Below are 23,041 nucleotides of genomic sequence, written 5' to 3' on the forward strand. Positions count from 1 at the left end.
CCAGCAGTTTCACGGCCTGTTGACCGGCCGAAACCATCGATTCGGGTCCTAATGGTCGAATATCCCGTGGAGATTACTGCCATGACACCTGTCCCCGGACCGATACCCGGCACTCCTGATGGCTGACGCTCCGCCCGGCCCGCCCGGCCCGCCCGGCCCGCCGCCGCAGCGTTGGCGCTGGTGGCTGACCGCTGCCGGTCTGGTCATCTTCGTTCTTATTGCCGTCGGCGGTTTCCTGCTGGATGAGGCCTTGCTGGATGACCTCAAGGCCCTGCTGGTGCGCCTGCAGGCGCACCGCGACGACTGGGGCTTTTGGGCGATCCTGGCGGCAGTCGCCTTGCTGGTGCTGCACACCCTGATTCCCTTCCCCATCGAGGTGCTGGCCATCGCCAACGGCATGCTGTGGGGTACCGTCACCGGCACGTTGATCACCTGGTCAGGAGCCATGCTGGGGGCAGTCCTGGCCTTCGCCATCTCACGTCGTTTCGGCCGGCCGCTGGTCCGCCGCATGGTGCCACAACGTCACTGGGCCGCCATGGACCGGCTGGCCGCAAGCGAAGGCGTGGGCGCCCTCTTCCTCGCCCGTTTCATCCCGGTGATCTCGTTCAATCTGGTGAACTATGCGGCAGGCCTGACGGCCATGCGGTGGTGGACCTTTATCTGGGTCACTGCCATCGGCATTCTGCCGCTGACCGTAGCGATGGTCGCTATGGGCGGCGAAGCCAACCATCTGGAGTGGCCATTCTGGGTTGGCGGCGGCGCCGTCGTTGTAACCGTATGGGTGCTCTGGAAACTGATCCGGCGACGCAAGCGGCCCGCTCAGCCGAACTGAACGTCACGCACCCCGGGCAGCGACTTGAGCGAGGCGCGGGCCGCCGCACCAAGGGTGTAGGCGCCCGGCAACTCGATCTCCACCTCTCGCCCGACACCCTTGACCACCAGATAGATGCGCCCGTTGCCGACCGGATAGCGAGCGATGACGCTGGACAGCGACGACAACGGGTCGGGGCAATCGAGATACACCCGCAGCGCCGACGCGCTGGCCCCTGGAGTCGAGTCGAGCAACGTCACGGATTGCGCGGACAGCCGCACCTCATCCTGTTCCAGCCGGGCATCAACCGTCAGCAGCAGGGGCCGTCCGGCCTCCAATAACTCGCGATACTGGTTGAGCGGTTCGGCAAAGAAGAGAACTTCATAGATGCCCGCCTGATCCGATAGCTGAACGAAGGCGAAGCGGTTGCCGCGCGAGGATGTTCGCTCCTGGCGGCCGATGACCGTACCGGCCAGGGTCATGCGGGCGGCGGAGGGGCCCGACTCCAGCCGCTCGCGCAACACGCCGGAGCTGACCGCGCGGGCCAGCGCCGGAGTGCCGTCATAGGCATCAAGCGGATGGGCCGATAGATAGAAGCCGATGGCCTCGAACTCCCGCGCCAGGCGGTCCATTTCACTCCAGTCCGGCGCCTCCGGCAACACCGGCGTATTGGCCGGCAGAACGTCGCTGTCGTCAAACAATCCGACCTGGCGGTCATCGCCGGAGCGACCGGCCGCACTGGCCTCGCGCAGCAATATGTCCACGGCAGCCAGGCAACGGGCGCGATTGGCCTCCAGACCATCCAGCGCGCCGGCCTTGATCAGGCCCTCGAGCTGGCGCTTGTTGAGGGCGGTCGCCCCGGCCCGCCGGGCCAGGTCGAACACGTCCGTATAGGCACCGTTGGCATCACGCTCCGCCACCAGAGCGGCCATGGCCGTCTGACCGACGCCCTTGATGGCGCCCAGGGCATAGCGGATGGCGCCGCCACCGCTGGTGTCATACTCCACCGTGAAGGTCTCGGCCGAGCTATTGATGTCCGGCGGCAGCAACGGGATGCCCAGACGGGACAGTTCCTGGCGATAGACCGCAAGTTTATCTGTGTTGCCGAGGCTGAGAGTCATGGTCGCCGCAAAGAACTCCAGCGGATAGTTGGCCTTCAGCCATGCGGTCTGATAGGCGATCAGGCCGTATCCGGCGGAGTGCGCCTTGTTGAAGCCATAGCCGGCAAATTTGTCCACCAGATCGAAGACATAACGGGCGCGGGCGCCATCAACCCCGCGCGCGACGGCGCCTTCAATGAAGGTCTCGCGCTGGGCGTCCATTTCCGACTTGATCTTCTTTCCCATGGCGCGCCGCAACAGGTCCGCCTGGCCCAGACTGAAGCCGGCAAAAACCTGGGCGATCTGCATCACCTGTTCCTGGTAGATAATGACGCCATAGGTATCCGCCACCACCGGTTCGATGGTCTCGTGCAGGAACTCGGGCTCTTCGCGGCCGTGCTTGCAGGCGACGTATTTCGGAATGTTCTCCATCGGTCCCGGCCGATAGAGCGCCACCAGGGCAATGATGTCCTCCAGATTATTGACCCCGGCTTCACGCAGGAGGTTACGCATGCCGGAGCTTTCAAACTGGAATATGCCGACCGTGTCGCCGCGACTCATCATCTGAAAGGCGCGCTTGTCATCGAGCGGGATGCGCAGCAGGTCGACGTCCTCGCCGCGCCTGGAAATCAGATCGGTGGCGTGCTTGAGGACCGTCAGGGTGGTCAGCCCGAGAAAGTCAAACTTTACCAGCCCGGCGACCTCCACATACTTCATGCTGAACTGGGTCACCGGCATGGGGGAGCGGGGGTCGCGATAGAGCGGCACGAGCTCTTTCAGCGGTCGGTCACCAATGACCACACCGGCGGCATGGGTGGAAGCGTGGCGATACATGCCCTCTAGCCGCAGGCTGATGTCGAGCAACCGCGCGACGGCCTCGTCTTCATCACGCATCGCCTGCAATTGCGGTTCGTTGGCGATGGCTTGTGTCAGGCTGACCGGATTGGCCGGGTTGTAAGGGACCAGCTTGGCAATACGATCCACCTGGCCATAGGGCAGTTCCAGCACCCGGCCGACGTCGCGCAGGGCAGCCCGCGCCTGCAGAGTGCCGAAGGTGATGATCTGGGCCACGCGATCAGCGCCATAACGCTGCTGAACATAGCGAATGACGTCGTCGCGCCGGTCCTGACAGAAATCGATGTCGAAGTCCGGCATCGACACCCGGTGCGGATTGAGAAACCGTTCAAACAGGAGGCCGAAGCGCAGCGGGTCCAGGTCGGTGATGGTCAGCGACCAGGCAGCAACCGATCCCGCACCGGAACCGCGGCCCGGCCCAACCGGGATTCCGTTCGTTCTGGCCCAGCGGATGAAATCAGCGACGATCAGGAAATAGCCGGCGAACCCCATATCGACGATGACGTCCAACTCATAGGCCAGACGTTCGCGATAGGGCGCGGCAACCACCTCTCGCGCCGCGGCGTCCATGTCCGGTGTCCACACCAGCAAGCCCAGCCGCTGCTCCAGGCCCTCTGCCGCCATGCGGCGCAGCGCCTCCGCCTCGCTCGATCCGTCGCCCGCGTCATAGGGCGGCAGGATGGGATCACGCGGTTCCAGCATGAACGCGCAACGGCGCGCAATGGCGACCGTATTGTCCACTGCTTCGGGCAGGTCGGAGAACAGGGCGCGCATTTCATTGGCGCTCTTGAAGCCATGTTCAGGCGTCAGCCGCCGGCGGTCCTGCCGCGACAGGGTGACGCCCTGGTTGATGCACAGCAGGGCGTCGCTTGCCTCATACATGCTGGCGTCGGCGAAGTGCACGTCGTTGGTCGCTACCAGCGGCAGGTCCAGGTCATAGGCCAGCTGCAACAGACCTGGCTCCGCCACCGCTTCACCCGGCCGGCCATGGCGCTGCAGCTCCACATAAAGGCGTCCGGTGAACGTCGCCGCCAGTCGTTCCATGGTCTGGCGCGCCGCATCACTCTGTCCTTCCAGCAGGCGTCGCGATACCGGTCCGTCCAGTCCACCGGTAAACGCGATCAGCCCTTCGCTGTGCTGCTCCAGCCCGGCCCAGCCGACCCGCGGCGTCATACCGGCTTCGCTCTCCAGATAGGCGTCGCTGACCAGGGCCAGAAGATTGCCATAGCCCTCTGCCGACTGGGCCAGGAGGACAAAGGGGTCCGGCTCCGCGTCATGCCCGTTGCCGGCCCCGTTCCCATGACGCACCGGTCCCGGCGTGTCGTCGCGCGCCAGACCGATGATGCAGCCGATGATCGGCTGAATGCCGGCTTCCGCTGCCTTCAGGGAAAACTCCATAGCGCCGAACAGGTTGTTCGTGTCGGTCATGGCCACCGCCGGCATCGCGTGCTTGCGGGCCAGCCTGACCAGATCAGACACGGCGATGGCCCCCTCCGACAATGAATAGGCGGAGTGCGCGCGAAGATGAATGAAGTCAGCCCGGGCCATGGGACCTGTCCGGTTCGAGGACGGCGATGACGACCGTCCGGTGAAGCAGAACGATTCCACGGACGCCCGGGCGACCGCAAGACCTTGTGGCCATAATCAACGACAATGGCCTATTTGGGGGGCGTCGCCTCCTGGACGCGCCCGTCCAAGAGAGCCAGGCAACGGTCCATCCGCGCCGCCAGCGTCAGGTTGTGGGTCGCTACCAGCGCCGCCAGGCCATCTTCGCGAGCCAGGGCCAGGAAATAATCGAGTACAGTGGCGGCGGTTTCTGGATCGAGGTTGCCGGTGGGCTCGTCCGCCAGCAGCAGCCGCGGCCGGTTGGCCAGCGCCCGCGCCACGGCAACCCTCTGCTGCTCGCCGCCGCTCAGTTCACCCGGACGATGGCCGGCCCTGGCCGATAGCCCGATCCGTTCCAGCAGGGCCAGCGCACGATCACGGGCCAGATGACGTCCTGCACCAGCAATCATCTGCGGCAGCATGATGTTCTCCAGAGCCGAGAACTCCGGCAACAGGTGATGATACTGATAGACGAAGCCGATATCGCGGCGACGGCGACGGGTGCGTTCGCCGTCGGATAGTCCCGCCATGGTCTGGCCAGCGATGGCCACCGTCCCGTTATCGGGTGGCTCCAGCAGGCCAGCCAGGTGCAGAAGCGTTGACTTGCCGGAACCCGATGGACCGACCAGCGCCACTACCTGCCCGGCTGCCAAGTCCAGATCGACACCGCGCAGAACGGCAATGGCCCCGGCCGGCAGCTCGTAGCGGCGCTCCAGGCCGGCCAGGCGCAGGATCGGCGGATCGACGACGCCTGAGGTCGCGCTCGGTTCACTCACGGCGCAGGGCCTCCACCGGATCGAGTCGCGCCGCCCGCCAGGCGGGATAGAGGGTCGCCAGAAAAGACAGGGCCAGGGCCATGCCACCGGCCAGAACCACATCGCCGGTCTGAATGACCGACGGCAGGCGGGTGAGAAAATAGACTTCCGGCGGAAAGACCTGACTGCCGGTCACCGCCTCGACGAGAGTCCGCAAAAACTCGATATTGTCGGCAAAGACGATTCCCAGCGTCACACCCAGGCCGGTGCCGACCAGCCCGATGCTGGCACCACTCATGAAGAAGATGCGCTGGATCATGCCACGGGTGGCGCCCATGGTGCGCAGGATGGCGATGTCGGCGGCCTTGTCGCGCACCAGCATGGTCAGGCCGGAGATAATATTAAAGGCCGCGACCAGGATGATCAGCGACAGGATGATGAACATGACATTGCGCTCGACCACCAGCGCGCCGACCAGGCTGGAGTTGATCTGCTGCCAGTCACGCACCAGCAGGTGCGGTGGCGGCAGGGCGGCGGCCACCGCGCGGCGGCCGTCGCTGACCGCCCGCGGATCGTGCAGAAGGACTTCGACGGCGCTGACACCGCCACCGGTGGCAAAATAGGCCATCGCCACGTCCAGCGGCATGAAAATGACGCCACTGTCGATCTCCGACATGCCGACATCAAACAGACCGACTATTGTATAGGCGGCCGATCGTGGCACCGTACCGAATACGGTGGCGCGTCCGGATGGCGACACCAGGGTCAGACGGTCGCCAATGGTGACGCCCAGAGCGCGGGCCAGCCGCACGCCAATGAGCACACCCTGCCCTGCATCATAGCTATCGAGAGAGCCCGCCACGAGAGCATCGGTCAACACGCCGCGAGCGGCGATGTCTGCGGAGCGCATGCCACGAACGACGGCGCCCTGGGAACGGCCGCTGCTGGCGGCCAGCACCTGACCTTCGATGATCGGTGCGGCGGAACGGATCTCCGGCTGGCGCAGCAAGCTGGCGGCCAGCGGATCGGCGTCCTGCAGCAGGCCGCCGGGCTCTTCGATTCGGATATGGCCGCTGATGCCGAGAATGCGGTCCACCAGTTCGATGCGGAAGCCGTTCATGACACTCATGACGACAATCAGGGTAGCAACGCCCAGCATGATGCCAAGCAGCGAGAACCAGGCTATGACGGATATGAATGTTTCTCGCCGTCGCGCCCGCAGATAGCGAAAGGCGATCATCCTCTCGACAGCGGAAAACACCATGGTCTGGCCCGGGCCTCAGCCGGAGAGCCGCGCCATGGCGGACTCCGGCGAAAGCTCCTGGCGTTCCCCCGTCCGCCGGTTCTTCATCTCGACCACGCCCCGCGCCAGACCACGCGGACCGACCACCAGTTGCCAGGGCAGGCCGATCAGATCCATGCCGGCGAACTTGGCGCCAGGCCGCTCGTCGCGGTCGTCATACAGGGTCTCGACCCCCTGCGCCGTCAGCTTGGACAACAGGTCTTCCGCCTGGCCGTCACAGGCCTCGTCACCGGTCTTGAGGTTGATCAGACCGACCTGGAACGGCGCCACCGCTTCCGGCCAGACGATCCCGGCCTCGTCATGGCTGGCCTCAATGATGGCGCCGACCATGCGCGACACACCGATGCCGTAGGAGCCAGACAGGATCGGTATTGATTCGCCGTCCGGACCCATCACGTTGGCGCCCAGTAGTTTTGAGTAGTGGTCGCCGAAATAGAAGATATGCCCGACCTCCAGCGCGCCGGACTTCACCAGACGATCCGCCGGCACGTCACAGGGGAGCTTGCCGTGCATGTCGTCTGTAGCTGCGTAGAGCGCCTGCATCTGCGCCGGCGACGTTGATTCCACATCAAGCGTGTCAAGCGCGGCATCATAGAAGACGCGGCTCTCACCGGTATCCGCCAGAACCAGGAATTCGTGGCTCAGCTCACCACCGATAGCCCCCGATTCGGCGCGTGCCGCGATGGCCCGAAGGCCCATGCGGCGAAACGTCCGCAGATAGCTGGCATACATGGCGTCGTAGGACTTCTTGGCGCTGGCGAAGTCGAGGTCGAAGGAATAGCCGTCCTTCATGAGAAACTCGCGCCCGCGCAGGACACCAAAGCGTGGCCGCACCTCATCGCGGAATTTCCACTGAATGTGATAGAGCGTCCGCGGCAAATCGCGGTAGGAATGCACAGCCGAGCGAAAGATATCGGTAATCATCAACTCATTGGTCGGACCGTAGATCATCTCGCGGTCGTGGCGGTCATGAAAGCGCAGCATTTCCTTGCCATAGGCGTCATACCGCCCGGTGCTCTTCCACAGATCCGCGAGCTGCAAGGTCGGCATCAGCATTTCGAGCGCCCCGGCCTTCGCTTGCTCGTCGCGAATGATCTCCTCGATGTTCCGCAAGACACGGTGGCCCAGAGGCAACCAGGCATAGATGCCGGCGGCGGTCTGCCGCACCAGCCCTGCACGCAGCATCAGGCGGTGCGACGGCACCTGCGCCTCGGCCGGCGTCTCTTTCATGGTCGGGAGAAAGTATCGGGATAGGCGCATTGGCGAACCGCCCTCAATCACTGCGGACGGCACAATATGTCAGACGGCGGTGTGGTTGAACCGTCAGCGCCCCATGAACGCCTGCAGAATGGCGGTCGCTCAGCCGCCGGCCAGGCCGCGGGCGCAGGCTTCGACGATTTCCGCCGGCGGCGACTGGACGACCTGCTGGCCATTGAACAATAGCCGGCCGTCGTCCCAGGTCAGGGTGCCGATCCGGGCTTCGGCCTGGTAGAGGTCAGGATCGGTCGGCAGACCGAAGCGCCGCGCCATGTCCACATCAATGTCTACTTCTATGGTGGTCGGCAGAACCACCGCGCCGGGGTCGGCGAGGGTCGCCGGCACCAGCGGATTGCCGTCGCTATCAACATCAGGCTGATAGGCCACATCCGATGCCGCGCGGTGGGCGATCAGGCCAAGGCAGTCCTCCAGGGTCACGACGACGGTGGCCGCCTGCGGCCCGGCGCGGGCGCCCAGCAGCGCAACAGTGGCCCACAGCATCAGGCCGGCGAGGAGAAAGCGGACGATCATGGCGTCAGTCTGTAGCCGCCATCCGTTAACGCATTGATAAACCGACATCCCCTGATACGCGGTCAGCGCGCCATCCACGGCGGGGACAGGCGGGCGATGCGGCTGGCCACCGGGCAATCAGCGCGGTGGGCGCCGGCCAGATAGCCGGTGCTCATAAGGAACTCGCCGGTGATCTCGCCGCCGGTGAAGCGGAAGGTTTGCTTGAACAGGCGCACCCAGCCGGCATGGTCCTGCGGGTGGTGGGCGTCCAGCCAGCCAGCAAAACTGCCGAATTCGCCGATCAGCCCCTGCACCACCCCGGCATTGTGGATGACCGCATCCACCTTGAGCCGGTTGCGGATGATCGCGGCATCGGCCAGCAGGCGCTGGCGGTCGGCGTCACCAAAGGCGGCGACCCGTGCCGGATCGAAGCCGGCAAATGCCCGGGTGAAGGCCTGGCGCTTCTTCAGAACGGTCAGCCAACTGAGGCCGGCCTGATTGATCTCCAGGGCCAGGCGCTCGAACAGGATGCGGTCATCGCGCACCGGAAAGCCATATTCAGTATCGTGATAGGGGCCGTGCCAGGGGTCGCCCGGAGCCACATCGCAATAGTGGGTCGCCATGGTCAGCCAAGGATGCCCGGCGGCAACATCCGCTGCAGGACGAAGAACAGCCCCCACAGGACGATTGTGACGCCGGTGGTGATCAGTGCCTTCAGGCCGAGCCGCGGGCGGATCGGCGCGCCTGGATCCTGCCCCGGCTGCACATGGTCGGACTGGCGCACGCCAAAGGGCAGCGCCATGAAAAATACCAGCCACCAGATGATGGCAAAGACAACGACGGCGGACACAAGGGTCATGACAGGCTCCGCGGGGCTCCGGTCAGCGCCGGCCGCCGGCGAGACAGCCTGCTTCCGGCCGGCGCCGCAAGCTTAGCATGGCCCACACCCCAAGGATTGGCCCTGGCGCCAGGGCGACGAAGGCAAAGCGCCAGCCCACCGCCTCCACCAGCAGCGGCATCAGGTGGATCGTCACCAGTGTCAGCAGGAACCCGGCGCTGGTCTGCACGGTCAACATAGTGCCCACCAGCCGGGGATCGGACAGCTCCGCCACGCTGGCCGAAAACTGCGCGGAATCGGCAATCACCGCCACCCCCCAGAGCAGGACCAGCGCGAACACCAACCACGGCGCCAGGCCGAAGACCAGCGCCGTCGCCACGGCGCACAGGGCGCTGGCCGACATGGCCAGGCTGGTGACCAGCGTGCGCCCCGCGCGGTCGGCCAGCCAGCCGCCGGCAAGACACCCCACGACCCCGCCAATACCGATGGCGGCAAAGGCGGCCATGGGCGCCCATGCGGCAGCCACCGCAGGCGGAAGCTGCATGGCAAAACTGGCTTCCAGAAAAAGCACGACAAAGGCCCACATGGCATAGAGCTCCCACATGTGACCGAGATAGCCCAGATTTGCCAGACGCAAGGCGGGCTGGCGAAACCCGGCCAGGGCATGACTCGGATTGAAGGGTGGTGAGCGGCTCGTATTCGGACCCATAGCCACGCCAGTGACCATGACCGCGGCGGCCAGCGCCAGGACGGAACCGCCGGCAATGGTGAACCGCCAGTCGAGCCCGCCCAGCCCGTTCAGCAGGTGGGGCGTCGCCGATCCCAGGGTGAGAGCGGCCACCAGCAGGCCCACCAGTAACCCCATATCGCTGCCGCCATCGGTCCTGGCCCAGCTCGCGGCAATACGCATCCCCACCGGATAAACGCCGGCCATGCACAGTCCGGTGAGAAACCGCAGCACGATGACCATGGCCCCGTCCATGGGCAGGATCAGCAGCCCGCCATTGGCGATGGCGGCGACCAGCGCCGACAGCGCGAATAGACGGCGGGCGTCTACCCGATCAGCCAGCAGCAGCAGGGCGCTGATGACCGTGCCCACAACGAAACCGGCCTGCACTGCACTGGTGAAGAGGGCCAGACGGGTCGGGCTGAGAGTCAGATCCTGGGCCAGGGCCGGCACCACCGCCGAGGCCGAGAACCACAGGGACATGGCGGCGACCTCCGCCGCGACCAGCAGCGCCAGGGAGCCACCCCGGCGCATCAATCGGACGGCGCCGGCCTAGATCCGGACCACATGGACATCAACCGCCGGCCGCTGACCATGTGCATCGAAAATGGCTTTCTGAACAATGACTTCTATTGAATCTCTCAGATCCTGATCATCCTGCGCGCCGGTGGCGGCATGAGCCTCCACGGCCTTCTGCACTGCTTCCTGCATGCGCCGCTTGACCGGTCCCTCAATGACCCCTTCCACCAGAGTGCCGCTGGTTACCAGCGGCAGGTCGGCCAGGCTGTGATCGTGACGCAACGCCAGCGTGACCACCGCACTGCCCTGACCGGTCGCCTCCTCGCGGCTGAGCCGCGCCGCTTCCGGCTCCGGCGTCAGCCGGTTCTGACGCAGCCACAGGCGGCCGGCATGAACCCTGGCCACCGTCGCCGGCTTACCCGGCGCCAGCCGCACGCAGTCGCCATTGCGCACCTCGATGACCTGATCGACGCCACAGGCGCGAGCAAGAGAGCCATGGACCGCCATGTGCCGCGCCTCTCCATGCACCGGTACGGCGATGGCGGGTCGCACCAGCTCATACATACGGCGCAACTCGTCCTGCGCCGGATGGCCTGACACATGGACGAAGGCGTCTTCCCACGTCACCAGACGGACGCCGGCGCGAACGAGCGATGCCTGCAGGCTGGCGATGGCCAGCTCGTTACCGGGGATGACTCGCGACGAGAATACCACCGTATCGCCGGGGTCGAGCCTGACCTGCGGATGGGCGTCGCGGGCAATCCGGGGCAAAGCGGCCCGCGCCTCGCCCTGGCTGCCGGTACAGATGTAAAGAATCTCGTCGTCCGGCAGATAGGCGGCGTCCTCGGCCTCCAGGAATGGCGGTACATCCTGCAGATATCCCGCCTCGCGCGCCGCGCCGGTCATGCGCCACAGCGAGCGCCCGGCCAGCGCCACCTGACGGCCGTTGACCGTCGCCGCGTGAACGACGCTTTCCACCCGCGCCACGTTAGAGGCAAAGCAAGCCACCGCCACGCGGCCCGAACAGCCGGCAATGACCTCCGCCAGGCCGTCGCGGACATCGGACTCGGAGCCCGAATGGCCGGGCACCGGCGCATTGGTCGAATCACCGATCAGCGCCAGAACCCCTTCATCGCCGACAGCCCGCAGGCGGGCGGTATCCGGTGGTTCACCTAACAGCGGTCGGGGGTCAAACTTCCAGTCACCGGTGTGCAGCACCGTGCCATAGGGCGTGCGGATGGCCAGCGCATTCGGCTCGGGAATGGAATGGGTGACCGTCACATACTCAATATCAAACGGACCAACCTGAAAACGGCTGCCTAACGCCATCACGTTTACCGGCACCTTGCCGACCAGGCCACGCTCGGCCAGCTTGTTGCGCAGCACGGCGGCGGTGAAGGGGGTGGCATAGATCGGGCAGCCAAGCTCCGGCCACAGGTGGGCAACCGCCCCCAGATGGTCCTCGTGAGCGTGGGTCAGGACTATGGCCTCCAGGGCGTCGGCATGGTCCCTGATGAAAGCCGGGTCCGGGGTGATGACATCGACGCCGGGCGTCGTCTCGTTGCCGAAGGTGACCCCCAGATCAACCATCAACCAGCGGCCGTCCAGGGCAAAGAGGTTGAGATTCATGCCGATTTCGCCGGACCCGCCCAGCGGCAGAAAATACAGGCCCTGCGACACGTCGGGATCGCTCACGCCTCCGCCCCCGCGCCGGCTGCCGCGGCCGGGCCGTGCCGCCGCCAGATCGCCGCCAGACCGGCCAGCGTCAGGTCCGGGTCCATGATGTCGAAGACATCGGTATCCCTGGCGAAAACCGTAGCAAGGCCGCCGGTGCCGATGACCTTGAGGGGCTGCCCCACTTCATCACGGATGCGCCGGACCAGGCCTTCCACCAGGCCGATATAGCCCCAGTACACGCCTGACTGCATGGCCGGGATCGTCGCCTTGCCGATCACACTGTCCGGCCGCTCCAGAGCCACCGGCGGCAGACGCGCGGCGGCGCTGGCCAGGGCCTCCACCGCGCGCTGCGGTCCAGGTGCAATGATGCCGCCGGTGTAGTTGCCGTCCGCGTCAACGATGTCGAAGGTGGTGGCGGTGCCAAAGTCAATGATGATGGCCGGCCCGCCATGGCGCACCTTCGCGCCCACCGCATTGGCCAGACGGTCGGCCCCCACATGCTCCGGCCGGTCCACCAGGACGCGGATCTCCAACTGGCCGGCCAGCGCCTCCACATCCACCAGCGACGCGCCGATTGCCCGCGCCAGGCCAGTCAGGGCGGCCTGGCTGGCCGGCACCACATTGGACAGGACCACCCCCTGCAAGTCGGCCAGGCGGGCATTGCCCTTGAGAGACATGACACCCTGCAGCCAGACTGCATACTCATCAACCGTGCGCCGACCATCTGTCGCCAGCCGCCATGGGCCACCCGTCATGCGCTCGTCGTCGAACAGGGCGAAAACACCATTGGTATTGCCCATATCAATGACCAGAAACATGGCTCAGGCCGCCTCGCCAGCCATGTCCCGGCGCGACCCGGGGCTGGTCCCGGCGGCGGTCACCTCGCCGGCGGTGATGACGCGCCGGCCGGCATCCGTATCCAGGACAAGCGCACCACTGTCATCCAGATCGTCAAACCTGCCGGCGATCATCCCAGCGGCGGTCTGCACCCGGACCACCTGTCCGTGGTGCTGCGCATAGGCGAGCCAGGCAGCACGCACCGGAGAAAAACCCTCCGCCCGCCAGGCGTCGCGCGCCATGGAGAAACGTGTCAGGAAGGCAGCGGCACACGCCGCCGGGTCGCCACCATAGCCGGCCGCCGCCAGGCTGCTGGCGCTGTAGGGCAAACCCTCCGGGTGGTTTGCCACATTGAGCCCCAGACCCAGAACACACCACGGCGCCTCCGTACCGCCACCGCCGGTCTCCAGCAACAGGCCGGCAACCTTGGCGCCATCGAGCAGAAGATCGTTGGGCCACTTCAAACGCACGGCGCCGGACAACCCGGGCAAAGCGGAGACCGCATCCGCCAAGGCGACAGCCGCAACGAACCCCAACTGGTGGACCGGTTGGCCAGGACCACCAAGACGACGGAGCAGAACCGACAGATAGAGGTTGCCGGGCGGCGACTGCCATGCCCGCCCCAGACGGCCGCGACCGCCGGTCTGTACGATTGCCCGGACACAGGTAAAGTCCGGCGCTCCGCTCCGGCCAAGCTCTCGCACGTCATCCATGGTGCTGGCGGTCTCTGCCGCCAGCCAGGCGGTCACACCGGCCGGACCGCCAGGCAGATCTTCGCGGCTGAGCGGCGGTAGGGTCACATGGCGCCCGCAATCAGGGTGGCCGCGGCCCGCCCGGCGGCGGCCACAACCGGTGCGGGATAGAAGACGAAAGCCGCCGTTGCCAGGGCCGAAACCATGATGATACCGCTCAATACAGACGGAACCGGGCGGTCAAGCGCCTCTACCGGCTCGTCGAAATACATCAGCTTGACGATGCGGAGATAGTAGAACGCCGCCACGACGCTGGACAGCACACCGATGACCGCCAGGGTGTATAGCCCCGCGTCCACTGCGGCGAGAAAGACATAGAGCTTGGAAAAGAAGCCCGCCAGCGGCGGAATGCCTGCCATTGCGAACATCAGGACGGCCAGTCCAGCGGCCATCAGCGGATGGGTGCGGGACAGGCCCGACAAATCACTCAGGCTTTCCACCATGCGCCCACCCTGACGCATGGACAGGATACAGGCGAAGACGCCAAGGTTCATCACCAGGTAGATAGACAGATAGACCAGAACGCCCTGGACGCCCTGCTCGGTGCCCGCCGCCAGACCGATCAGGGCATAACCCATATGACCGATGGAGCTGTAGGCCATCAGCCGTTTGATATTGCTCTGCGCCAAGGCGGCGAAGGCGGCCAGCACCATGGAGAGGGCCGAGATGGCGATGATGATCTGCTGCCAGTCCACCGCAGCCGGACCGAACGGCTCTATCATGACCCTGAGGAACAGCGCCATGGCGGCCATTTTCGGCGCCACCGCAAAGAACGCCGTCAGCGGTGTCGGCGCCCCTTCATAGACATCCGGCGTCCACATGTGGAAGGGCACCGCCGACACCTTGAAGGCAAGGCCAGCGGTGACAAAGACGATCCCCACCAGCGCACCGATGGGCAGTTCGCCGACGCGGATGATGCCAAGGCCGATGGATTGAAACACAGTGGACCCGGCAAAGCCGTAGACCAACGACATGCCATACAGCATGATTCCCGAAGACAAGGCGCCCAGAACGAAGTATTTGAGCCCGGCTTCGGTTGATCGAACAGTGTCGCGCCGTATGGCCGCCGCCACATACAGGGGCAAAGCCTGCAACTCCGCGCCCATGTAAACGGTCATGAGGTCATTGGCCGAGACCATGATCATCATGCCCAGGACGCTGAACAGCAGCAGGATCGGCAGCTCGAACCGGGCCATGCCATGGTCTTCGGCATAGTCCATGCCCATCAGCACGACAGTGCCGGCGCCCAGCAGGATCAGAATCTTGGCAAAGCGCGCGAAGTCGTCAGTCCGGAACAACCCGCGGAAATGATAGCCCTCACCCGACAGCCCGAGCACGGCAATCCCCGCCAGGACGAAGGCGCCGACCACCATCCAGCACATGAAACGGAAGCTGCCGCCGCGCCGGGTCAGGCCGATGATGACAAAGGCCAGGCCCAGAACAGCGAGGATCAACTCCGGTGCGATCGCCAGCAGGTCGAACTGCACGATTCTTGACAGGCTCATGGCGCGACTCCATGGCTGCTCAGGGCCGCGCTGGCCGCCCCGTCGAGAGCGAGCTGATAGTTGGCCACAAGATGGTCGACCGACACGCGGATGGTGTCAAAGAAGGGTTCCGGCCACAGTCCCATCCAGAACACCACCACAATCAGAGGCGCGAAGACGGCCATCTCCCGTCGATCAAGGTCCATGATGTCTTTTAGGTCGTCGCGCGTGATCAGGCCGAATACCACCCGCCGGTACAGCCACAGCATGTATGCCGCCCCCAGGATGATGCCGGTCGTCGCCAGAAGAGCGACCCAGGTATTGACCTGGAAGGCGGCGACGATCACCAGGAACTCGCCGACGAATCCGCTGGTGCCGGGCAGGCCGACCGCGGCCAGGGTGAACACCAGAAAGACCACCGCATAGGCCGGCATGCGATGGACCAACCCACCATAGCGAGCAATGTCACGCGAATGCATGCGGTCGTAAACAACCCCGACGATCAGAAACAGCGCGGCGGAGACGACGCCATGGCTGAGCATCTGAATGATCGCGCCTTCCACGCCCTGGATGGTCGCGGTGAAAATACCGATGGTGACGAATCCCATATGGGCCACCGACGAATAGGCGATCAGCTTCTTCATATCGGTCTGCACAAGCGCCACCAGCGAGGTGTAGATGATGGCGATGACGCTCAACCCAAAGACCATGGGCGCGAACATGTCGCTGGCCACCGGCATCATGGGCAGCGAAAAGCGCAGGAAGCCGTAGCCACCCATTTTCAGCAGGACGCCCGCCAGGATGACCGAGCCCGCCGTCGGCGCCTCCACATGGGCATCGGGCAACCAGGTATGAACCGGCCACATGGGGATCTTGACGGCGAAGGATGCGAAAAAGGCGACCCACAGCCAGTACTGCCATGCCACCGGCAGGCCATGATCAAGCAGCACCCGGATGTCACCGCTGCCCGCCGCAACCCATAGGGCCAGCAGGGCCAGCAGCATGAGGACCGAGCCAGCCAGGGTGTAGAGGAAGAACTTGAACGCGGCATAGACCCGTCGCGGACCGCCCCACACACCGATGATGATGAACATCGGGATCAGGACACCCTCGAAGAAGACATAGAAAACGATGATATCGAGAGCGGAGAACATGCCGACCATCATGGTCTCCAGGACCAGGAAGGCGATCATGTACTCCTTCACCCGGTCGCGGATGGAGCGCCAACTGGCCAGGATGCAAAGCGGTGTCAACAACGTGGACAGCAGGACGAACAGCAGGGATATGCCGTCCACACCGACCCGATAGCCGATGTCGAGCGGCGCAATCCAGGCGTGGTCCTCGACAAACTGAAAATCGCTGGTGCCCGGATCAAAGCCCAGCCACAGCAGCAGCGACAGCAGGAATGTGGCCAGCGAGGCCCACAGCGCCGCCCAGCGGGCATTGCGCGCCACGTCTTCCGGCTCGCCGCGGACCAGCAGGATAAAACCCGCGCCAACCAGAGGCAGGAAGATGACGAGGCTGAGCAGAGGCCATTCCACCATGTCGTGCGCCTAGCGAAGCCAGAGGAACCAGCTAATCAGCACCACAAGGCCGACAAGCATGGCAAAGGCATAGTGGTAGACATAACCCGACTGCAGCAGGCCGGCGCGCAAGGCCACCAGGCGCGATCCCCAGGCCACGCCGTCCGGTCCGAAGCGGTCAATCACGCCGCCGTCGCCACGTCGCCAGAAGACCCGCCCCAGGGCATTGGCACCACGCACGAAGACGAGGTCGTAGAGTTCGTCGAAGTACCACTTCGCCAGAAGGAAGCGGTGAACCGGCGCGAAATCGCGAGCCAACGCCGCCGGCGCCCGCGACCGTGTGGCATAGAACCAGGTGGCCAGGGCGATGCCGATGCCGGCTACGGCGATCGGCAGCAGCTTGATGACGATGCCGACGCTGTGCGCATCATGCAGCGCGTCATTGCCGTCACGGATGAAAATCGCATTGCCCCAGAAATCGTGCCAGTGATCGCCGACGAAGGGCTCCGCTAACAAGGCGCCGGCCACCACCGCTCCCACCGCCAGCACGGCCAGCGGCATGAGCATGACCGGCGGCGCCTCATGGGCGTGGGCATAGACCTCCGGATCGCCGCGGTTGTGTCCATGGAAGGTGAGATAGAGCAGACGCCAGGAGTAGAAGGCAGTCAGCAGGGCGGCGACAATACCGGCCCAGAAGGCGAAGTTGCCGGCCTGGGTGCCGGCCGCCCAGGCCGACTCCAGAATGATGTCCTTGGAGAAGAATCCGGCAAAGAACGGAATGCCGGCCAGCGCCAGGCTACCGATCCACATCAATACCCAGGTGACACGCATCTTGTGGCGCAGACCGCCCATATTGCGCATGTCCTGTTCGTCACCGATGGCATGGATGACGGCCCCGGCGCCGAGGAACAACAGCGCCTTGAAGAAGGCGTGGGTGGTCAAATGGAAGATCGCCGCCGGATAGGCCGAGACGCCGACCGCGAAGAACATGTAGCCGAGCTGACTGCATGTGGAATAGGCAATGACCCGTTTGATATCGGTCTGGGTCAGGGCCACCGTCGCGGCGAAGAAGGCGGTGACGCCGCCGACCACCGCGACCACGGTCAGCGCCACCGGCGCATATTCGAACACCGGCGACAGCCGCACCACCATGAACACGCCGGCGGTCACCATGGTCGCCGCATGAATCAGCGCCGACACCGGGGTCGGGCCCTCCATGGCGTCGGGCAGCCAGGTGTGCAGGCCGATCTGGGCCGACTTGCCCATGGCCCCGACAAACAGCAACAGGCACAGGACGGTCAGCGTGTCCCACTGGGCACCGAGGAAACTGAACGACTGACCGGCAACCTCCGGCGCCCGGGCAAAGACCTCGGCGAAGCTGATGCTGTCAAAGACCAGGAAGATGCCGGCGATGCCAAGGGCAAAGCCGAAATCGCCCACCCGGTTGACCACAAAGGCCTTGATGGCTGCCGCATTGGCGCTCGGCCGGTCGTACCAGAAGCCGATCAGCAGATAGGAACACAGGCCCACGCCTTCCCAGCCGAAATAGAGCTGGACGAAATTGTCAGAGGTGACCAGCGTCAGCATGAAGAACGTGAACAGCGACAAGTAGGCCATGAACCGCGGAATCGACTTGTCATGGCTCATATAGCCAATGGAGTAGACGTGGACCATGGCCGAGACGATGGTCACGACCGCGACCATCACCGCGGTCAGGCTGTCAAAATACAGGGTCCAGCCTGCTTCCAGCGTGCCCGAGTCGATCCATGTGAACAGACTCACCGTCACTGGCTCACTACCGGCGACCGTAAAGAAGCCGATGATCGCCAGCCCCGCCGACAGCAGCATGGCGCCGCTGGTGACCACCTGCGAGGCGCGGTCGCCAATCAGCCGGCCAAACAGGCCGGCGACGATAGCGGCAACCAGAGGCAGGAAGACAATAGCGGAAAACATGCCGCGTCTAGCCCCGCATCTGGTTGATGTCCTCAACCGCGATCGTGCCCCGATTGCGGAAATAGACCATCAGGATAGCAAGGCCGATGGCCGCCTCTGCCGCCGCCACCGTAAGAACGAACATGGCGAAGATCTGCCCCACCAGGTCACCGAGAAACGCCGAAAACGCTATCAGGTTCAGGTTTACCGCCAGCAGCAACAGCTCGATGCTCATCAGGATGATGATGACGTTCTTGCGGTTGAGAAAAATGCCAAAGACACCCAGCGTGAACAGGATGGCGGCAAGCGTCAGATAATGGCCGAGCCCGATTTCGCTCATCCCAGACCGCTCCCGCTGTCCACTTTGCGCACTTCGACCGAGGGCCGATCCAGGGCGATCTGGTCGGCCACCCGCTGACGACGGACGCCCGGGCGGTCCCGCAGGGTGAGAACGATGGCGCCGATCATCGCCACCAACAGGATCAAACCGCTGATCTGAAACAGCAGGGCATAGTCGGTATAGAGCAGATTGCCGAGGCTTTCCGCATTGCTGAGCTGGTCGGTCGCGGCGGCCGGCGCCCGCGCCTGCCCGCCTGCCGTCGGCGCCGTCACCCAGTTGGCAAAGACGAAGGCCAGCTCCGCCACCAGCACCAGACCGATCAGGCCACCGATGGGCAGATAGCGCAGAAACCCTTCCCGCAGTTCAACGAAGTTGATGTCCAGCATCATCACGACAAAGAGAAACAGCACCGCGACCGCGCCGACATAGACAATCACCAGGATCATCGCCAGCAGTTCGGCCCCCAACAGGACGATCAGCGCCGCCGCGGTAAAGAAGGTCAGAATCAGAAACAACACCGAGTGAACGGGATTGCGCGCGCCCACCACCATCATGGCCGACCCGACCGCAACGGCGGCAAAGAAATAGAAGGCGAGTGCAGCAACCGTCACGTCAGTCTCCCGGCCTTAGCGATAGGCTGCATCAGCCGCCAGCCGTGCGGCGATTTCGCTTTCCCAGCGATCCCCGTTGGCCAGCAGCTTGTCTTTGTCATAGAGCAGCTCTTCCCGCGTCTCCGCGGCGAACTCAAAGTTCGGCCCTTCGACAATGGCGTCCACAGGACAGGCTTCTTCACAAAAGCCGCAATAAATGCACTTCACCATGTCGATGTCGTAGCGGGTCGTGCGCCGGCTGCCATCGGCCCGCGGCTCCGCCTCGATGGTGATGGCCTGGGGCGGGCAGATGGCCTCGCACAACTTGCAGGCGATGCACCGTTCCTCGCCGCTGGCGTAGCGGCGCAGCGCATGTTCCCCGCGAAAGCGCGGGCTGAGCGGGCCCTTTTCGTATGGGTAGTTGAGGGTCACCTTGGGCCGGAACATGTGGCGGAAGGTCAGCGCCAGACCGCTGATGATCTCGCCCAGAATCAGGCCGCGAACGGTGCGATTAAGGGCGCTCATGCCGGCAACCAGTCAAAGGTCACAAGGACGCCCGCGGTCAGCACCACCCAGGCCAGCGAAAACGGCAGAAAGACCTTCCAGCCAAGGCGCATAAGCTGATCATAGCGATAGCGCGGCACCGTCGCCCTGACCCACAGGAAGACGAACAACAGGAAGGCGATCTTCAGACCCAGCCAGACCACGCCCGGAATCCAGGTAAAGGGTGCCACGTCGAAAGGCGGCAGCCAACCGCCAAGGAACAGCACGGCGGTCATGGCACTCATCAGGATCATGTTGGCGTATTCGCCAAGGAAGAAGAGCGCAAACGGCATGGACGAATACTCGACCATGTAGCCGGCCACCAGTTCGGCTTCCGCCTCGGGCAGGTCAAAGGGCGTACGGTTGGTTTCGGCCAGAGCCGAGACAAAGAACACGATGAACATGGGCAGCATGGGAATGGCAAACCACAGGCCACGCTGCGCCTCCACGATATCATTGAGGTTGAGGGAGCCCACCAGCAATAGAACGGAAATGATGACGAAGCCGATGGAGACCTCGTAGCTGACCATCTGGGCGGCAGATCTGAGCGCGCCCAGGAAGGCGTATTTGGAATTGCTGGCCCACCCGGCCATGATGATGCCATAGACGCCAAGCGAGGAAATGGCGAACAGATAGAGGATGCCCACATTGATGTCGGCCAGAACCAGGGTCGGGCCGAACGGAATGACCGCCCACGCCGCCAGGCTCAATGCGAAAATGATCACCGGCGCCGCGAAGAACACCACTTTGTTGGCGTCAGCCGGAATGATGGTTTCCTTGGTCAGCAACTTGATGGCGTCGGCAAAGGGCTGAAACAGCCCCAGCGGACCAACCACATTGGGGCCTCGGCGATACTGCATGGCCGCCAGCACCTTGCGCTCGGCATAGGTGAGATAGGCAACGGCGATCAGCAGCGGCACGACGATGGCCAGAATCTGCGCCAGGATGATAATGACCGGCAGCAGCCAGTCGTGCCAAAGAACCATTGCGTTCAGCCTCCGGTCCCGGTGGCCGGCGCGGCTGCGGCCGGCCCTGTCACAAAGACGGCGGCACACTGCGCCATGGTCCTGGACGCGCGGCCGATGACATCGGTCACATAGAAGTTGCTCACCGCTGGCGTCAACGGCGCACTGCCCGCCGTGCCGCTTTCGCCAAACGCCGTCCAGTCCGCCGGCACGATCTCGCCGACTCTGGCGAAGACCGGGCTGGCCGCGGCCATGGCGTCACGCACATCGGCCAGGCTGTCATAGGGCAGGACATGGCCAAGACGTTCGGACAGGGCCCGTACAATGGCCCAGTCCTCGCGTGCCTCGCCGGGCGGAAAATGCGCCCGCCAGCCGTGCTGCGCCCGCCCCTCGGTATTGACCCAGGTAGCGTCCTTCTCCGTGTAGGCGGCCCCGGGCAAAACTACATCGGCGCGGGCAGCGCCGGCATCGCCATGGTGGCCCTGATAGATGACAAAGGCGTCGCCGAAGCGGTCGCCGGCAATCTCGTCCGCTCCCAGGCTGTACACCACCTCGATCTCACCAGCGGCGGCAGCGGCGAGGATCCCGGCCAGGTCATGGCCGCCACTGGCCGGCACAAAGCCAAGCTCCAGCCCGCCGACGCGGCCGGCCGCCGTATGCAGCACATTGAACCCGTTCCAGCCCGGCGCCGCGCCGGCCGTACCGGGAGCCATGCCATAGCGTTCCGCCACCTGCCGCGCCAGACCCAGAATGACGGCGCCATCGGGTCTCGCCAGCGCGCCCTGACCGATGATCAGCAGCGGCCGCCTGGCCCGCTCCAGCGCGGCGGCGAAGGGGTGGTCGCCGGCCGCCAGTGCAGCCAGCACCGAGGCATCGCCGCCCAGCACGTCTACCGGATAGGTCTGAGGCGGGATGTCACCCACCGAGGCCACCGGGAAATCGCCCAGCAACCAGCGTTTGCGCAGACGGGCGTTAAGCACGGCGGCTTCCTGCCGGGGACTGGTACCGATCAACAAGCAGGCATCCGCCTGCTCCAGTCCGGCGATGGTCGAGTTGAAGAGCCAGCCGGCGCGGTCCGCCGGCGGCAGCGCCGCGCCATCCTGCCGGCAGTCCATATGCGGCGACCCAAGCGCGGTCATCAGCCCCTTGAGGGCAAAGAGCGACTCGGCGCAGACCAGATCGCCGGCGATGGCCGCCATGCGCTCGCCCGCAACACCGTTCAGGCGCTCATTGATGGCGGCAAAGGCCTCGTCCCAGGTGGCCGGCAGCAGCGTTCCGTCGCGCCGCACCCAGGGCTGGTCCAGACGGTTGACGCGCAGCCCATCGCACGAGAACCGCGTCTTGTCGCTGATCCACTCTTCGTTGATGTCGTCATTGACCCGCGGCAATATCCGCATCACCTCGCTGCCGCGGCTGTCGATCCGGATGTTGCTGCCCAGTGCGTCCGTCACATCGACGGATTCGGTCTTGCGCAGTTCCCATGAACGAGCGACGAAAGCATAGGGTTTGGATGTCAGAGCGCCCACCGGGCACAGGTCAATGACATTGCCGCTCAGTTCCGACGCCAGCGCCTGCTCCAGATAGGTTGTGACCTCCATGGTCTCACCGCGGCCAACGGCGCCCAGGGTGTCCACCCCGCCAACCTCGCTGGCAAACCGGATGCAGCGGGTGCAGTGGATGCAGCGGGTCATGACCGTCTTGATCAATGGTCCCATGTGCTTTTCGGTGACCGCACGCTTGGGCTCGTGGTAGGTGCTGCGCCCCGAGCCGTAAGCCATGGCCTGGTCCTGCAGATCACATTCGCCACCCTGATCGCAGATCGGGCAATCCAGCGGATGGTTGATCAGCAGGAACTCCATCACCCCGTTGCGCGCCTTTTCCGTGGCGGCGGAGCGGGTGTGAACCACCATGCCGTCACCGGCCGGCATGGCGCACGACGCCACTGGCTTTGGTGACTTCTCTATTTCCACCAGACACATGCGGCAGTTGCCGGCGATGGACAGACGCTCGTGATAGCAAAAGCGCGGAATCTCCGCGCCGGCGGCCTCACAGGCCTGCAGCACCGTGGCGCCGGGCGGCACCTCCACTTCGCTCCCGTCTACAGTCAGTTTGGGCATC

The 23,041-nt window shown here is 64.8% G+C and carries 20 protein-coding genes; 1 reads left to right on the forward strand and 19 read right to left on the reverse strand.

What is annotated here, in order from left to right; translation table 11 throughout:
• Nucleotides 1-118: 118 nt before the first annotated feature.
• Nucleotides 119-832, forward strand: coding sequence for a TVP38/TMEM64 family protein (locus RIE31_10770; GenBank protein MEQ8641068.1), 714 nt, complete (start codon nt 119-121; stop codon nt 830-832).
• Here RIE31_10770 and dnaE read toward each other — a convergent pair.
• The 19 genes from dnaE to nuoG all read right to left on the reverse strand — a co-directional run bounded on the left by dnaE (nt 820) and on the right by nuoG (nt 23,040).
• Nucleotides 820-4,314 (reverse strand): DNA polymerase III subunit alpha, encoded by a 3,495-nt coding sequence (gene dnaE / locus RIE31_10775; protein MEQ8641069.1) that lies wholly within the window; start codon nt 4,312-4,314, stop codon nt 820-822. The two genes, RIE31_10770 and dnaE, sit on opposite strands and share 13 nt — an antisense overlap.
• A gap of 110 nt (nt 4,315-4,424) precedes the next feature.
• Nucleotides 4,425-5,147, reverse strand: a complete 723-nt coding sequence (locus tag RIE31_10780) for an ABC transporter ATP-binding protein (protein ID MEQ8641070.1) — start codon at nt 5,145-5,147, stop codon at nt 4,425-4,427.
• The gene (locus tag RIE31_10785; protein ID MEQ8641071.1) at nt 5,140-6,390 is read right to left on the reverse strand and encodes a lipoprotein-releasing ABC transporter permease subunit; all 1,251 of its coding nucleotides are present in this window, start codon (nt 6,388-6,390) and stop codon (nt 5,140-5,142) included. The genes RIE31_10780 and RIE31_10785 overlap by 8 nt, the downstream gene beginning before the upstream one ends.
• A 15-nt stretch (nt 6,391-6,405) precedes the next feature.
• Entirely contained in the window at nt 6,406-7,689 is a 1,284-nt protein-coding gene (locus tag RIE31_10790; protein ID MEQ8641072.1) for a proline--tRNA ligase, read from the reverse strand.
• Nucleotides 7,690-7,788: 99 nt separating this feature from the next.
• Nucleotides 7,789-8,217: a hypothetical protein gene (locus tag RIE31_10795; GenBank protein ID MEQ8641073.1), complete on the reverse strand. Its 429-nt coding sequence runs from the start codon at nt 8,215-8,217 to the stop codon at nt 7,789-7,791.
• Between the two features lie 62 nt (nt 8,218-8,279).
• The gene (locus RIE31_10800) at nt 8,280-8,819 is read right to left on the reverse strand and encodes a DNA-3-methyladenine glycosylase I (protein ID MEQ8641074.1); all 540 of its coding nucleotides are present in this window, start codon (nt 8,817-8,819) and stop codon (nt 8,280-8,282) included.
• A 2-nt stretch (nt 8,820-8,821) separates the two neighbouring features.
• Nucleotides 8,822-9,055 (reverse strand): DUF1467 family protein, encoded by a 234-nt coding sequence (locus RIE31_10805; protein ID MEQ8641075.1) that lies wholly within the window; start codon nt 9,053-9,055, stop codon nt 8,822-8,824.
• Between the two features lie 22 nt (nt 9,056-9,077).
• On the reverse strand, nt 9,078-10,295 hold the full coding sequence (locus tag RIE31_10810) for an MFS transporter (protein MEQ8641076.1): 1,218 nt from the start codon (nt 10,293-10,295) through the stop codon (nt 9,078-9,080).
• Between the two features lie 18 nt (nt 10,296-10,313).
• Nucleotides 10,314-11,975, reverse strand: a complete 1,662-nt coding sequence (locus tag RIE31_10815) for a ribonuclease J (GenBank protein MEQ8641077.1) — start codon at nt 11,973-11,975, stop codon at nt 10,314-10,316.
• A complete protein-coding gene (locus RIE31_10820) occupies nt 11,972-12,775 on the reverse strand; it encodes a type III pantothenate kinase (GenBank protein MEQ8641078.1) in 804 nt (267 codons plus the stop codon). Before RIE31_10820 ends, RIE31_10815 begins: the two co-directional genes overlap by 4 nt.
• A 3-nt stretch (nt 12,776-12,778) precedes the next feature.
• Nucleotides 12,779-13,594, reverse strand: a complete 816-nt coding sequence (locus tag RIE31_10825) for a biotin--[acetyl-CoA-carboxylase] ligase (protein ID MEQ8641079.1) — start codon at nt 13,592-13,594, stop codon at nt 12,779-12,781.
• Nucleotides 13,591-15,051, reverse strand: a complete 1,461-nt coding sequence (nuoN, locus tag RIE31_10830; protein MEQ8641080.1) for an NADH-quinone oxidoreductase subunit NuoN — start codon at nt 15,049-15,051, stop codon at nt 13,591-13,593. The genes RIE31_10825 and nuoN overlap by 4 nt, the downstream gene beginning before the upstream one ends.
• Nucleotides 15,048-16,574: an NADH-quinone oxidoreductase subunit M gene (locus RIE31_10835; GenBank protein MEQ8641081.1), complete on the reverse strand. Its 1,527-nt coding sequence runs from the start codon at nt 16,572-16,574 to the stop codon at nt 15,048-15,050. Before RIE31_10835 ends, nuoN begins: the two co-directional genes overlap by 4 nt.
• A 9-nt stretch (nt 16,575-16,583) precedes the next feature.
• Nucleotides 16,584-18,506, reverse strand: coding sequence for an NADH-quinone oxidoreductase subunit L (gene nuoL, locus RIE31_10840; GenBank protein ID MEQ8641082.1), 1,923 nt, complete (start codon nt 18,504-18,506; stop codon nt 16,584-16,586).
• Nucleotides 18,507-18,513: 7 nt separating this feature from the next.
• The gene (gene nuoK / locus RIE31_10845; GenBank protein ID MEQ8641083.1) at nt 18,514-18,825 is read right to left on the reverse strand and encodes an NADH-quinone oxidoreductase subunit NuoK; all 312 of its coding nucleotides are present in this window, start codon (nt 18,823-18,825) and stop codon (nt 18,514-18,516) included.
• A complete protein-coding gene (locus tag RIE31_10850; protein MEQ8641084.1) occupies nt 18,822-19,436 on the reverse strand; it encodes an NADH-quinone oxidoreductase subunit J in 615 nt (204 codons plus the stop codon). Before RIE31_10850 ends, nuoK begins: the two co-directional genes overlap by 4 nt.
• A 15-nt stretch (nt 19,437-19,451) precedes the next feature.
• The gene (gene nuoI / locus RIE31_10855) at nt 19,452-19,940 is read right to left on the reverse strand and encodes an NADH-quinone oxidoreductase subunit NuoI (GenBank protein MEQ8641085.1); all 489 of its coding nucleotides are present in this window, start codon (nt 19,938-19,940) and stop codon (nt 19,452-19,454) included.
• Nucleotides 19,937-20,944, reverse strand: coding sequence for an NADH-quinone oxidoreductase subunit NuoH (gene nuoH / locus RIE31_10860; GenBank protein MEQ8641086.1), 1,008 nt, complete (start codon nt 20,942-20,944; stop codon nt 19,937-19,939). Before nuoH ends, nuoI begins: the two co-directional genes overlap by 4 nt.
• A gap of 5 nt (nt 20,945-20,949) precedes the next feature.
• Nucleotides 20,950-23,040, reverse strand: coding sequence for an NADH-quinone oxidoreductase subunit NuoG (gene nuoG, locus RIE31_10865; GenBank protein ID MEQ8641087.1), 2,091 nt, complete (start codon nt 23,038-23,040; stop codon nt 20,950-20,952).
• Nucleotide 23,041 lies beyond the last annotated feature (1 nt).

It is taken from the genome of Alphaproteobacteria bacterium (assembly GCA_040218575.1).
Classification (GTDB): domain Bacteria; phylum Pseudomonadota; class Alphaproteobacteria; order JAVJRE01; family JAVJRE01; genus JAVJRE01.